The sequence below is a fragment of the Planomicrobium soli genome (genome assembly GCF_003014655.1).
GTDB lineage: Bacteria > Bacillota > Bacilli > Bacillales_A > Planococcaceae > Planococcus > Planococcus soli_B.
On sequence record NZ_PYAT01000003.1, the window covers coordinates 116,802 to 129,237 of the forward strand.

A 12,436-nucleotide genomic window follows, 5' to 3' on the forward strand; every position below is an offset into this window, starting at 1 on the left:
ACCTTCGATTCATTTTCAATGACTTTATCAAAGAAAGGAAGAACAATCCATTATGAATTTAAAAGTTTATATCTTGGCCTTATCGACTGTGGCAGTCGGATTAGTTGAATTGATCGTAGGGGGAATTTTGCCGACAATAGCCAAAGAATTCGATATCAGTTTAGGATCTGCCGGGCAACTGATAACAGTCTTCGCGCTGGTTTATGCCATTGCCGGACCGGTCTTGCTGGTATTGACCAGCAAAGTTGAGCGCAAGAAATTATACCTTGCTTCATTATTCATTTTTTTCCTAGGCAATATTTTGACTTATTTCAGCCCGAACTTCGCTTTCATGATGGCAGCGAGAGTTTTGACCGCCATTAGTACAGCACTGATTGTCGTGCTTTCGTTGACTATTGCCGCTAAAATTGCGGCTCCGGCCTACCGGGCAAAAGCTTTGGGTCTAATCTATATGGGAGTCAGTTCCTCCCTTGTGCTGGGCGTTCCCCTTGGCATTTTGGTCTCTGACGCTTTCGGATGGAGGGTCATCTTTATCGGAATCGCTTTATTGTCCATAGGGTCTATGGTGCTGATTTCCCTATTTTTGGAACGCATCCCTGGAGAAAACTCAATTCCGCTTTCCCAGCAGGCAAAAGCAGTAGCGAGTGCAAAAATAGGCAGCGCCCACCTTGCGACAATGTTTATGCTAGCGGGGCATTATACAATTTATGCATATTTTACGCCTTTTTTGGAAACCGAACTTCATCTTGATTCTTATTGGATCAGCATCTGCTATTTGATTTTCGGCATAGCTGCAGTAAGCGGCGGCGCATTCGGCGGCACACTTTCAGATGCCATCGGCGCTCCCAAAAGCATTATCATTGTCATAAGCGCCTTCGCTATTGTGCTTTTCCTGCTGCCATTCGCCACGTTTTCATTGGCTCTATTCTTACCGGTAATGGTTGTTTGGGCCGCATTGAGTTGGAGCTTAGCTCCGCCACAACAAAGTTATTTGATCCAGACCGATCCCGCTTCCTCTGATATCCAGCAAAGCTTGAACAACTCCGCTTTGCAGATCGGCATCTCATTAGGGTCCGCAATCGGCGGCATTGTATTAAACCAAACCGGCGCTGTTTCAAGCACTGCATGGATTGGAAGCGTGATTGTTGTACTGGCTTTGCTGTGCGCTGTATTTTCCATAAGCAGGCCAGCCATAGCAAGAAGCATTACAGCTTTCCATAAATCGGCATAATGAAGTTATCAGTTGCTGCGTACAAAATACAGGAAAAAAACCGTTAATTGCATTAAGAATTAGCGGTTTTTTTATTAGCTTTAAGTGAATGCATTCTAGATCGAGAACCTAAGGAGAAAATAGGGTGGACTGTTAGCAGCAATAAATCAGTAAAACAAATGCATTTCTCAATTGCATCTTCAACAACTTGTTTAGATTTTCCGGTCTTTCTTTTCCGCTATTCTTTTGAGCGCTATTGCCCTATCAACAATAAAACGTCTCATATAATTTTCCAAGAACAATTTATCTGCCAGTTTTCCAATAATGCCAAAAGGCGACGTGTAGTCGAAGCGGTCGATCATAACCGTTCCTGAACCCTTTTCTATAAATTCATGCGTATGTGTAAAAGAACGGAAAGCTCCTTTTACCATTGTATCTGTAAACTTGAAAGGTTGTTCCATTTCGATTATTTTAGCCGTCAGCTTTTGTTTTACCCCAAGGTGTACAGCTTCCCATGTAACGCTATCCCCTTTTTCCATCAATCCCGTCATAACACCTCCAACAACTTGTTCTTTTGTCTTGGAAGTTGTTTCCGTATGAACATCTACATTTCTGGCTAAGTCAAAACAGATTTGTACAGGCGCCTCGATATATATCTTGTATGTAATAACAGGCATTGCTCTATCCCCTTTACCATTCCTAGTAGTTTCAAAAAAGAGAAGGCAGCAGATATATCCCCTCTCCGGCAAAAGCTCCATTCATTTTTCAGGCTCAAGAATAAGAACCATATAAGCTACATCTGTATCAAAATTCCAATCAAAAAAAGATTCTAGAATTTTGCGTTTTAAAACCGTTTCGAGTTTCACCGACTCGAACTCCTTTCGCTCTAAGGGGCGTTTGGCAATTCTCAATTCTTCCTCAAAACCGTTTCTAATAAGCTCCTTCTCAATTCCCACTAAAATTTTTGAGCGTTTGATCAGTACTGTCCGGTTGCTCAGCCAAAAAACTTCTGTCTCTCCCGGTACTTTTTCCACATTATTGCTCGATTTTTCGATTCTATTAATAAGGGCTTCTTTGTTTATTCCTTCCGGCCATATGTGAGATTCTTCTTGTATAGGTTGATTCACTATCGCAATGATCATTCCTGTTTCGGTGTTTAAGTTCCAGTCTTCACGTATTTCTGCTATTTCCAATCCAGTAATTTTTTTCAATTCCTCCATAAGCTCTTCCCTGATATCATTCATGAGAAAATCTCTGGTTTTTAAAACGCGTTGCTGTTCGTTTTGCTTGATCAGAACTTTTTCCATAGGTGCTAAAAATCCGCGTAAGTGAACAGTAAGAAAAGCGGAGTTAAGCGAGACGTATACAGATGTCGGCCCTTTTCCAAAATGCTCTCGCATAAGTGTAGAGATATATCCCCCTACTTCCGATTGCACCTGTTTCTCTGGATTCATCAAAAGACCTTCTTTCATTTAGTTTTTTTAAAAAGTTAAAAAATCCAGTTAGCGAATTATTCTTCTAAAATGAAAACCATATAAGCTTTGTCTCCCTTAAAATCCCAATCAACAAATAATTCGTTAAGCTTTCTGTTCAACAATTCTTGAATATTCATAGTTTCCATCATCCGATGTTCCAAAGGGCGCTTTGCCAACCGCAACTCTTCTTCAGAGCCGTTCTTTATCAACTCTTTTTCAATTTCGACCATTATACCTTTCCGTTCGATCAAAATCATGTAGTTGTTGAGCCAATAGATCTCCATCTCATCGGGTACTTTTTCTGTTTTACGGCTGATGAGGCTGATCCTTTCTTGCAGTGCACGTTTTGTTTTATCATCTGGAAACCTGGCAAGCTCAATTCCATCTTTTTCAGCCATTAAAGCAATCATCATTCCGGTTCGGTTATCAAGATTCCAATCCGCATAAACTTCTTCTACCTCTCCATCGATGATTGATGCTAGTTCCTCTTTTACTTCATCCTTCCAATCATTCATCAGTAAATCCCTTGTTTCCATGATCTGTTTTACTTCGTTGCGTTTAAGGAGGGCCGCCTCAGTAGGAAAACTGAAATCCTGTAAATGTATAACGATAAAAGGCTTTTTAATAATAACCTTTACCGATGAAAAGCTAGCATCATATTGCTGTTTTAAATTTCGAGATACAAAATGGGCGATTTCCGCCTCGTTATTTTTTTCAGATTCCATATACTTGTCCCCTTTATCTTACAATATAATTATTGTTAGCCTATATACTTCTACTCGAGTCTTATAAACACATAGGTTATTTTGTCCTTACGCCTATAACGCATGTTGTTCATTTCATACCCTAAATCTATGGATTCAATCCGGTGCATGCTTTTCTGCTCGAAGCTCAATGCTTGAAAGGAATTCGTTCATCTTTTTCCATCAAAGCCGCAGAAGGCTAAAAATCCCCTAAAGAAAAAGGAACGCTTTTTCTTTAGGGGTGCTAAAGTTCATCTCACATAAATAGTCTTCTCGATTGATAAGCTTCTGTCTTCTATGCGGTTGTGGCATTTTGAGCGAGACCACTAGTTAAAGACTTTTAACCGCTTCATCGTTCAACTTATAATTATATTGCACTTTGGCATTTATCGAATGGACTACTGTACAGTAAGTTTCACTTGATAACTTTATCGCCCGAATTACTTTTTCTTCCGGCAGATTGCCTTTAATGTGATAAGTTATAGACATTTCAGTAAATCGCTTCGGATGTTCTGTTGCACGCATACCGTCAATTTCAATAAAGAATGCATCGATGGTCAAACGCATTTTTTCCAAAACATATACGATATCCATCCCGGTACAAACCGCTGCTGCGTGTAGAAGAACTTCCGGCGGCCGCGGCCCTTTATTTTCCCCTTTGCTTTCTGGACCGGCATCCAATAAAAGCATATGTCCCGATTCTGTAAGCCCGCTAAAAGCCATTCCGCCATTCCAATTCAATGTCGCTTTCATCGTATCATTCTCCTTTTAGTTGAAGTATATGAAATAGTTCCAATAAAGATATGGTAAGTATTCCGCAGCAACCTTCTGCTTTCCTGCATCCCATTTCAAATATTAAAAATCTTGTACTGTTTTAAACAAAAAGCCTATCCGTTTTGGTTGTGCATTGATAACGCACGCCCAAATCGGATAGACACTCTACGGCTGTTTTACCACTTCTTCTTTTCCGCTTTCTTTTCTATCGCTTGATTTCAGCCAAAACTTTCTCATACATGCTTTCGATTCCGATTCCTGTTAACAAAGGCACCCCGTCAATCACTTTGTCTTTTATGTTGTTTGGTACAAGTGTAGTTGACAGGATAACATCATAGTCATCAATCCTGCCGATTTCATCGCTTACTTTAGACTGATAGATTTTTACTTCCTGGCTCAGGTTGTTTTCCTTGAGCCATTCTTCCACTTTCCCTTTGACGACGGTTGAAGTCGCAATTCCTGTCCCACACATGATCAATAATTTTTTCATTTAGCTTCCTCTCCTTCTAATCGTTCTTCTTTTTGCAACTCTCGTCTCGGTCTGATCTTGTTTTGATAAATGAGCCCCATCAGTATGATCAATCCTAAAGCGATCATTCCGTACCAGCTTAAAATTTTCGGAATCCAGACAAAGACGAAGGTTGTCCATACCGCCCCATCAATCAATGAAGAAATACTGGTATTGGCTCCCATTTCAAAATTTGCAGCTATGGCGGATTGAGTGAATAACGGAGCTATCCAGGTAGCTATATAAAGCCCTACTCCAATATAGATGGTCCCGCCGATTACCGTTCTGACAATGTTCCCTCTGAATATCGGGACCATTAAGCAAATTAAAAAAGGGATGGACGCTAAATCAGCGAACGGCAGTACCGAGTTTCCTGGCAGCAATACTGCAAGGAAAATCGTAATCGGTACAAGCAGCAGCGCGGAAGACAAGACCGCCGGATGGCCGATAGCCAGTGCGCTGTCCATGCCGATATAAAGGTCTCTACCCGGGAAACGCTTCTTGACAAACGCGCCCGCCGCTTCCGAAACAGGAACTAAACCTTCCATAAGAAGAGCAACCATTCTCGGAAGCAGCACCATGACTGCAGCTGTTTGAATTGCCAGCTGCAAAATGCCGGGAACATCATAGCCGGCTAAGATGCCGATCAAAATTCCGATCATCACACCGATTATGGTCGAATCACCCAAAATACCGAGTCTTTTTTGAATAGATTCCGGGTCGGCTTCCAGCTTATTGAACCCGGGTATCCGGTCAAAAACCCAGTTCATCGGGATGGCTACAAATGCTGATGGTGCCGACGTACCATGTGGAAATGTGATGTTCTGGAATCCATAAAACTTCTCAATATACTTCGCCAGCACATCTGCCATCAAATAAAGCAAAAGCAGGTGAACGATAATGGTCAGTACGCCCAGCCAGAAATCAGCTGTCAAGGCGTATACCAGCGAACCTGTCAAAGCCACGTGCCAAAAATTCCATATATCAACATTCAACGTTTTTGTTAAACCGAACGTCAATAACAGTACGTTGACCCCGACCCCAAGCGGTATCGCCAAACTTCCTAGTGATGTACCATAGGCAATTGCAGCAGCTGCCGGCCAACCAACATCAATTGTATTCAAGCTAAAACCGAAATTTTCGACCATCGCTTGAGCCGCCGGCCCTAAACTTTCTACAAGCAACCCAATCACCAAGTTAATCCCGACAAATCCGATACCGACGATCAATGCTGCACGCAGTGCCTTGCCCGGCTTTGTCCCAAGTATTAATGCAAAGATAAAAATTAAAATCGGCAACAAAACACTAGCGCCTAAATCAACGAACCATTGAAGAAATCCCATCATATTCCCTCCTTAATTCTTAATTTATATCTTGCACAACGAAGCCAAAAAAATATGGCTTTGCTGTCTATCCTAAGTTTGTAACCGATGTCTTCTTTTATGCAGTATCACTAATCAGTTTGTTCAGCGCATCGACATCTTTGGTTTCTGCAAGTTTCGTTACAGTTTCTGGATTTTGGAACATACCAACCAGCTTTTGAAGCATTTCTAACTGATCTTCCGGAGTTTTTAACGCGAGCATAAAAATCATTTTTACGGCAACCAGCTCATCATTTTTTCCCATCATATAAAACTTCACCGGTTCTTTCAGCAAAGCAAATGCAATTTTCGACTCATTCACCATGTCCCCATCAGTATGCGGAATAGCAACTCCAAAAGGGGCAGTGGGCAGTCCGGTTGGAAAGGCTTCTTCTCTTTTAAGAATGCTTTCTACAAATCCTTCTTTGACTACTCCGATTTCAAGCAGTTGTTTCCCTAGCACCTCCAGCGCCTCTTCTTTGGAATCGACTTCTAAATCAATAACGACCAATTCTTTATCTAACTTCACTGCCCATTCCCCCTACCAATAATTTCTGTATTAAAAACAAATAGATGATTAGGTTAAAATCAAGCTTTAAGCAAACGAAAGTATGTATTCAGGATTTTAAGACTCCTACATTTTCCTCTCCCGTACTTTTTACATATGTTCAACAACTGCACAAATGATAATATCACAATTATAAAAGCGCTTTCATATTTAATCAATACAATTTTAAGAATCTTTCGATAATGTGTTCTGCCGGCCATACTGCTTTATTCACCTTTTGCAGTCTGTTTTCCTCCCATAACTTTATCCAAGCTTATATAATCCGTCAGTTAAGAGCTTTTTGCCCAAAATATAAGAGGGAAGGATGCTGAACAAACAGCACCCTTCCCTCTTATGGATTTTGTATATATTAATCAACCAGAGTCTTTAAATGCTTGCTTTCACTACTCATGAGGAAGTTAAAGCTTTATCAAGTAATGGTCCGCAACGGCTTTTTTGTCCGGAACATAGGATGTTCAAGTAGAATGGCCGATATCAACTTTTTTACAGTTGGGTTCGTTGAGTTGAATATTTCCTTTTTATCAGGGCAATATTCCACCACTTCGCCCTTTTCCATTACAGCCAACTCATCAGCTACAGTATAGGCTGCCCGTATGTCATGTGTAATAAAGAGGTATGATAAATCATAATCTGCTTTCAACTCGTCCAACAAGTTCAAAATATTTGCCTGATTCACCATATCCAAGCTGCTGATCGGCTCATCCATAACAATAAGTTTTGGCTTTAAAGCGATAGCCCTTGCAATATTCAACCGTTGAAGTTGGCCTCCACTGAACTGCCGCGGAAACTTCTTCATATCTTCCGTCTTTAAACCGACGCGATCCAATAAACGAGCCACCGTTCTTTGAAGCTCAGATGGAGATAACTTTTCATAGTTTTCCAAAGGTTCCGCGACGATTTTCTCAGCTGTCATACGTGGATTAACCGATGAGTAGCAATCCTGAAATACTACCTGTAAATCTCTGCGAATTTGCTTCCGTGTCTGGGCATTTGCAGAATAGAGGTCCTGCCCTTCAAAAAGGATTTGGCCCTTTTTCGGTTTTTCTAATCCCAAGATAATTTTGCCCAATGTGCTTTTTCCTGCTCCGCTTGAGCCAAGTAGCCCTAAACAAGTGCCATGCTGCATAGAAAAAGAGACGTCTGAAAGAACCGGTGTTTCCTGGGTTGTACGCTCAAACAGACGGCGGGAACCGTATGTATGGCTAACATTCTTTACTTCCAACAAATCCATCGGTCTTACCCCCTCTTTTTAAAAAATCTATACAATGACTACTTCACGGTGCTCTATTACCGGCAGTAATGGTCTGGCGCGCAATAGCTGTTTTGTATATTCATGTTTTGGACGGTCGAACAACTGGAACACATCCGCATTTTCCACGATCCGACCTTCCCGCATTACGGCTACATCATCAGCAAGTTCCGAAATCACGCCCAGATCATGGGAAATGAGCAGGATTGCAGTTCCGCACTCTGTTCTCAAGCGGTCCAATTCGTTTAGCACTTGAAGCTGATTGGTTACATCAAGCGCCGTTGTAGGTTCGTCCGCGATGACAAGAGAAGGACGCAAGCACATCGATATGGCGATCATAACCCGTTGAAGCATTCCTCCGCTTAGTTGGAAAGGATACATGCCCATCAGCTTGGATGGCTGCTGAAGGTTCACGGACTCCATCGAGGAAACTGCCAAATCGAAAGCTTCTCTTTTAGAAAGATTCGAATGTGTCCGGATCGTTTCGATAAATTGCTGGCCAATCGTATAAACCGGCGTGAAAGCATTCATGGGATTTTGCATGATAAAGCCCACTTCTTTCCCCCGAATCGTTCGCATTTCTTTCGGTTTCAAGCCATTTAATTCACGTCCGTGCAATTGGACGCTTCCTTCTACAGACATCAACTTTTTGTCTAAAAGCTGAAGGAGGGACATACACGTAATGGATTTTCCGCTTCCGCTTTCTCCCACTAACCCAAGAATTTTCCCAGCCTCTATTTCAAAATTCAAGTCATGAACGAGAGGCAGTTCCTCCCTTTCGGACTTCACCTTGACATTAAGGTTGTTCACTTGTAAGACGCTGCGTGATTTTTCCATTTGCTTTCCTCCTTCTAATTGCGGCTTTTAACTCCAAAATGTTCGGATAAAGATTCGCCTAAAATATTGAATGATATTACGACGAACAATATCATAAGTCCTGGATACAGCATCAGCTCTGGATGGCTTCGGATAAACCCTTTCCCTTCATGGATCATAGCTCCCCATTCGGGTGTCGGCGGTTGAATGCCGAGCCCCAAAAATGAAAGGGCGGATATATCCATAATTGCCCATCCCATTTCCAATGTGCCCATGACCACGATCGGCGGAATAATATTAGGAATCAAGTGCGTTCTGATAATCTTGCTTGTAGAAGACCCGCTTATGCGTGCCGCCGTTATAAAATTCTGTTCTTTCATGCTTACTACCATGCCGCGGATCATACGGGCGTAATAAACCCACTGAACCATCGTCAATGCTAACACTACTTGCCATAATCCCGGCCCCAACAAACCAACAATTCCTAGAACCAGAACAAGGTTTGGAAAAGCCATAACACCCTCACAAAAGCGCATCAGCAAAACGTCGACCCATCCGCCTTTATAACCTGCAAAAGTGCCAACCAATAACCCGATCCCCAATGAAGAAATGAAGATCAACGAAGCAAATCCAAGCGATACACGGGCGCCGTGTAAAATACGGGATAGATTGCATCGGCCTAAATGGTCAGTGCCAAGCGGGTATTCCCATGACGGAGGTGAAAGCTTCTGCAGTAAATTCACTTGAATAGGATCATGTGGAGAAATCCATGGCGCTAAAATACTGATTGTGAAAAAAAAGAACAAAATAATCGAGCATATGACGATTGCTTTTTTGCTTTTTTTTACTGATCGTATACTCGAAATCAAGGTTCAGTCCTCTCTTTCCAAGAAATGCGGGGATCCATATACAGCTGCAGCAGCTCCACAATCAGATTGCATACGATAAACAAACATGCGGCTAAAACAACATAACACTGAATAACTGGAATATCCCGGTTAAAAATTGCCTCTATAAAATAACGTCCGAAACCGGGCCATGAAAATACTTGTTCCACAATAATCGTACCGGTCAAAAGTTTGCCTAGATTCATGCCTAAACCAGTCATCATTGGAGAAATGGCGATTTTCAGAACATGTTTCACCATAATCGCACTTTCCTTGATGCCTCTAGTTCTAGCGTATAACACGTAAAATTCCTGAAGTTCTTCAAGTACACTTGCTCGCAGAAGACGGGTATATATTGCAATCAATGCCACTGATAAGGTAACGCTAGGAAGAACCAAATGCTGCCAAGAGCCTCTTCCTTCCACAGGAAACAAATCCAATTTGACGGCAAAGAAAAATATCAGCAAGTAGCCTAGCCAAAATTGAGGAATGGAAGCGCCGAAATAGGAAAGCCCTTTGCTGAAATGATCGATCGGACCATTTTTGTAAATCGCCGACAAAAATCCGAGCGGTACACTTATTAAAATAGAAAGAAGAATACTGCTTGCTGCAAGCTGAAACGTTGCAGGCAGCCTAGCAGCAACTTCTTCCCAGACGGGCGAATTGGTCATATAAGAGTTGCCGAAATCCAGCAGCGCTATATTCTTTACAGTCTGTAAATATTGGACGAACAAAGGTTGATCCAAACCGAACTCATGTCTTTTCTCGGCCAGCAGCTCTTCTGTAGGGTGTATATTCGCTGCCGCGAGATAGGCTTCAGCCGGATCAACCGGAGACATGCGAACAAGCGCAAACATAAGCAGTATGGCAAAGAGAACAATAGGTATTACCGCAAAGATGCGTTTTGCAATATATGCGACCATAATTTGTCCTCCTTGTTAGATTACTGTTTGATTTTTATTTCATTGAAAGGGTGTTCGTCACGATTAGCAGGGAACTTGAATTCAGTAATATTGTTTTGATAAACAACCGATTTTTTAATATAGGAAATTGGCACGAAAACTGATTGTTCCTGCAAAGTACCTAAAATTGATCCATATAGCTGCTGGCGTTCTGCTTCATCTGTAGAAGCTAGCGTATCATTTACTTGCTGGTTCAATTCTTCTTTCATCGGCAACGCAGAATGAGCTTCTGAAACTCCCCACCCTTTTTCTGCAACTATATTGATGAACGAATGCGGATCATAAGGCGCTCCGTAGTTGTACCAGAAATCAATATCAAAGTTTCCGGATTTGCGTCGTTCGATTTGAACTGTCAATTCCAGACCAGTGATGTTCAGTTTAACTCCAATTGCTGACCATTCAGCTTGAAGGGTTTCAGCCATCGATTTTTGAATAGGATCGGTTTTGTCGTAAATCAATTCGAATTCAAGCGCCTGACCGTCCTTTTCCCGGACTGTCTTACCAGAAGGAAGTTTCCAGCCGGCTTTATCAAGAAGAGCCGCCGCTTTTTCAACGTCATATTCTACTGGATTTACGTCAACATTGGTATATGGGAAGTTCGTAGATAAAATATTATCCGCTTTTTCTTCAAGCCCCAATGTAATGCCTTCAACCATTGCCTGTTTGTTGAATCCATGCTGCAATGCCTGGCGGACTTGTAGATCAGCCAATTTTTCGTTTGTTGAATTTAAAAGCAAACTTCTCGTTCCTACAGGGTCTGACAGGTCTGTAGTATATTCCCCGGATTCCTTCAGCTGGTTGAAAGAGTCCATGCTGATAGCCCCTTCTCCATATATCAAATCCAGCTCGCCTTTTTCAAACGCCATTACCCGAGTTTCTGCGTCCGGTATAATTTTAACGGTCACTTGCTCAAGTTCCGGGCTCTCGCCCCAATAATCAGGGTTTCTTTTGAAAACAGCATATTCGTCTTTTTTGTATTCATCCAAAAGCCACGGGCCTGTTCCTACGGGATTAGTGATCCCTTTAGAAGTATCCCCATCTTCCGGGAAGCCGGCCTCGCCCAAAAAGCGTACTGGACGGACAACCGCCAAATCCTGCAATGCAGGATAATAAGGTTCTTTCAAAACCATTTTTAATGTTAGATCGTCTACTACTTCTGTCTTCTCAAGAACATTGATAACGCCAAGCCAACTGTGAGATGTTGCATTTTTCATTATTGCGTCAAAGTTTTTCTTAACGATTTCAGCATTGAACGGCGTTCCATCCGAGAACTTTACACCTTCACGCAGTTTAAATGTATATTCTTTGCCATCTTCCGAAATTTCCCATGATTCTGCAAGGTGCGGTTTCAATTCGCCGCCTTCTTCATAGCTCACCAAGGGCTCATAGATCATCGATTGGCCGATCAGTTGCGAAGGATTGTATACGTGGGGATTCATTGTTCCAATATCTCTTGGCCAAGACATTGTAATAGTATTCCCCTTCTCTTCTGTTCCCGATTCAGTTGTTGAACCGGAACCTTCACTGGAACATCCAGCTAAAAACCCACTCACTAATAACAACGCTGCTATAAATAAAAGCATTTTCTTTTGCACATTTTTCATAATGGGATAATTCCTCTCCAATTGATTAAAAGTGATAATGATTCTCATTCTTACTTTTGTAACTATAATAACATTAATGGATTTTGTCAATACAAACATTGACAGCAAGGCATTTTCAATAAATTTTCCACTCTATTCAATTATGAATATTAGAGCTATTGAATCAAGTATTATGAACGCAATTCAATTAACCTTCATTATTGCTGTACACAAAATTGACAACTAATGCTTCAGTGGTTGGAAACACCGTATAATTAAGAAGTTGCGATGGATAACTTT

At 41.6% G+C, this 12,436-nt stretch carries 13 protein-coding genes; 1 reads left to right on the plus strand and 12 read right to left on the minus strand.

From position 1 onward, the window contains the following. Positions 1 to 52 precede the first annotated feature (52 nt). Positions 53 to 1,231, plus strand: coding sequence for an MFS transporter (locus B0H99_RS04765; RefSeq protein WP_106532502.1), 1,179 nt, complete (start codon positions 53 to 55; stop codon positions 1,229 to 1,231). 191 nt (positions 1,232 to 1,422) lie between these two features. Here B0H99_RS04765 and B0H99_RS04770 read toward each other — a convergent pair whose 3' ends face one another. The 12 genes from B0H99_RS04770 to nikA all read right to left on the minus strand — a co-directional run bounded on the left by B0H99_RS04770 (position 1,423) and on the right by nikA (position 12,157). After that, positions 1,423 to 1,887, minus strand: coding sequence for an SRPBCC family protein (locus B0H99_RS04770; RefSeq protein WP_106532503.1), 465 nt, complete (start codon positions 1,885 to 1,887; stop codon positions 1,423 to 1,425). Between the two features lie 81 nt (positions 1,888 to 1,968). Continuing rightward, on the minus strand, positions 1,969 to 2,664 hold the full coding sequence (locus tag B0H99_RS04775; protein WP_181313572.1) for a Na-translocating system protein MpsC family protein: 696 nt from the start codon (positions 2,662 to 2,664) through the stop codon (positions 1,969 to 1,971). Between the two features lie 56 nt (positions 2,665 to 2,720). Continuing rightward, positions 2,721 to 3,410 (minus strand): Na-translocating system protein MpsC family protein, encoded by a 690-nt coding sequence (locus tag B0H99_RS04780; protein WP_106532505.1) that lies wholly within the window; start codon positions 3,408 to 3,410, stop codon positions 2,721 to 2,723. A 348-nt stretch (positions 3,411 to 3,758) separates the two neighbouring features. Next, positions 3,759 to 4,181 carry an OsmC family protein gene (locus B0H99_RS04785; RefSeq protein WP_106532506.1) on the minus strand — a complete coding sequence of 141 codons (423 nt, stop codon included), beginning with the start codon at positions 4,179 to 4,181 and terminating at the stop codon, positions 3,759 to 3,761. Positions 4,182 to 4,407: 226 nt separating this feature from the next. Next, a complete protein-coding gene (locus B0H99_RS04790) occupies positions 4,408 to 4,692 on the minus strand; it encodes a PTS sugar transporter subunit IIB (protein WP_106532507.1) in 285 nt (94 codons plus the stop codon). Continuing rightward, complete coding sequence (locus B0H99_RS04795; protein ID WP_219905814.1) at positions 4,689 to 6,053, minus strand: PTS galactitol transporter subunit IIC; 1,365 nt, start codon at positions 6,051 to 6,053, stop codon at positions 4,689 to 4,691. The genes B0H99_RS04790 and B0H99_RS04795 overlap by 4 nt, the downstream gene beginning before the upstream one ends. Before the next feature lie 97 nt (positions 6,054 to 6,150). Further along, positions 6,151 to 6,600, minus strand: a complete 450-nt coding sequence (locus B0H99_RS04800; RefSeq protein ID WP_106532509.1) for a PTS sugar transporter subunit IIA — start codon at positions 6,598 to 6,600, stop codon at positions 6,151 to 6,153. 448 nt (positions 6,601 to 7,048) lie between these two features. Next, entirely contained in the window at positions 7,049 to 7,870 is an 822-nt protein-coding gene (gene nikE / locus B0H99_RS04805; protein ID WP_106532510.1) for a nickel import ATP-binding protein NikE, read from the minus strand. 27 nt (positions 7,871 to 7,897) lie between these two features. Continuing rightward, on the minus strand, positions 7,898 to 8,725 hold the full coding sequence (gene nikD / locus B0H99_RS04810) for a nickel import ATP-binding protein NikD (protein WP_106532511.1): 828 nt from the start codon (positions 8,723 to 8,725) through the stop codon (positions 7,898 to 7,900). Between the two features lie 14 nt (positions 8,726 to 8,739). Beyond that, on the minus strand, positions 8,740 to 9,573 hold the full coding sequence (gene nikC / locus B0H99_RS04815; RefSeq protein ID WP_106532512.1) for a nickel ABC transporter permease subunit NikC: 834 nt from the start codon (positions 9,571 to 9,573) through the stop codon (positions 8,740 to 8,742). After that, entirely contained in the window at positions 9,570 to 10,514 is a 945-nt protein-coding gene (gene nikB / locus B0H99_RS04820; RefSeq protein WP_106532513.1) for a nickel ABC transporter permease subunit NikB, read from the minus strand. Before nikB ends, nikC begins: the two co-directional genes overlap by 4 nt. 20 nt (positions 10,515 to 10,534) lie before the next feature. Beyond that, the gene (nikA, locus tag B0H99_RS04825; protein WP_106532514.1) at positions 10,535 to 12,157 is read right to left on the minus strand and encodes a nickel ABC transporter substrate-binding protein; all 1,623 of its coding nucleotides are present in this window, start codon (positions 12,155 to 12,157) and stop codon (positions 10,535 to 10,537) included. Between the last annotated feature and the right edge of the window lie 279 nt (positions 12,158 to 12,436).

Coding starts and splice junctions, on each gene's coding strand:
- B0H99_RS04765 (WP_106532502.1), top strand. CDS start 53: ATGAATTTAAAAGTTTATATCTTGGCCTTATCGACTGTGGCAGTCGGA.
- B0H99_RS04770 (WP_106532503.1), bottom strand. CDS start 1,887: ATGCCTGTTATTACATACAAGATATATATCGAGGCGCCTGTACAAATC.
- B0H99_RS04775 (WP_181313572.1), bottom strand. CDS start 2,664: ATGAATCCAGAGAAACAGGTGCAATCGGAAGTAGGGGGATATATCTCT.
- B0H99_RS04780 (WP_106532505.1), bottom strand. CDS start 3,410: ATGGAATCTGAAAAAAATAACGAGGCGGAAATCGCCCATTTTGTATCT.
- B0H99_RS04785 (WP_106532506.1), bottom strand. CDS start 4,181: ATGAAAGCGACATTGAATTGGAATGGCGGAATGGCTTTTAGCGGGCTT.
- B0H99_RS04790 (WP_106532507.1), bottom strand. CDS start 4,692: ATGAAAAAATTATTGATCATGTGTGGGACAGGAATTGCGACTTCAACC.
- B0H99_RS04795 (WP_219905814.1), bottom strand. CDS start 6,053: ATGGGATTTCTTCAATGGTTCGTTGATTTAGGCGCTAGTGTTTTGTTG.
- nikE (WP_106532510.1), bottom strand. CDS start 7,870: ATGGATTTGTTGGAAGTAAAGAATGTTAGCCATACATACGGTTCCCGC.
- nikD (WP_106532511.1), bottom strand. CDS start 8,725: ATGGAAAAATCACGCAGCGTCTTACAAGTGAACAACCTTAATGTCAAG.
- nikB (WP_106532513.1), bottom strand. CDS start 10,514: ATGGTCGCATATATTGCAAAACGCATCTTTGCGGTAATACCTATTGTT.
- nikA (WP_106532514.1), bottom strand. CDS start 12,157: ATGAAAAATGTGCAAAAGAAAATGCTTTTATTTATAGCAGCGTTGTTA.